General features: G+C 38.9%; 1 protein-coding gene. It reads left to right on the top strand.

Annotated elements, in window-relative coordinates:
• A partial coding sequence (locus tag ACTHS3_RS18565; RefSeq protein WP_440368879.1) for a hypothetical protein occupies positions 1 to 239 on the top strand: 239 nt, incomplete at both ends.

Genomic DNA, 239 nt, shown 5'->3' with positions numbered 1-239 from the left:
TTGAAGAAAATCTGCTCTTAATTCATGAATATTTAACAGTCGATTATCTGAAAAAAATGTACGCTTCCGGCAACACTGTCGGCGAAGGATTTCTATTGGCTCAACTGCGCCAAAAATATCCTGAGAATCCGTCTTTTGCATTGTATGAAGCTGAAAAACTTGCCCAAAACCAAGATTGGGAGTCTGTAACCAAAATATTGGCTGATTTTGCACAAACCTCACCGGAAACGATGTATCTT

It is taken from the genome of Neisseria sp. P0009.S007 (assembly GCF_051962515.1).
The sequence above is the reverse complement of the archived record's forward strand: the minus strand, read 5'-3'. Positions and strand labels throughout refer to the sequence as shown.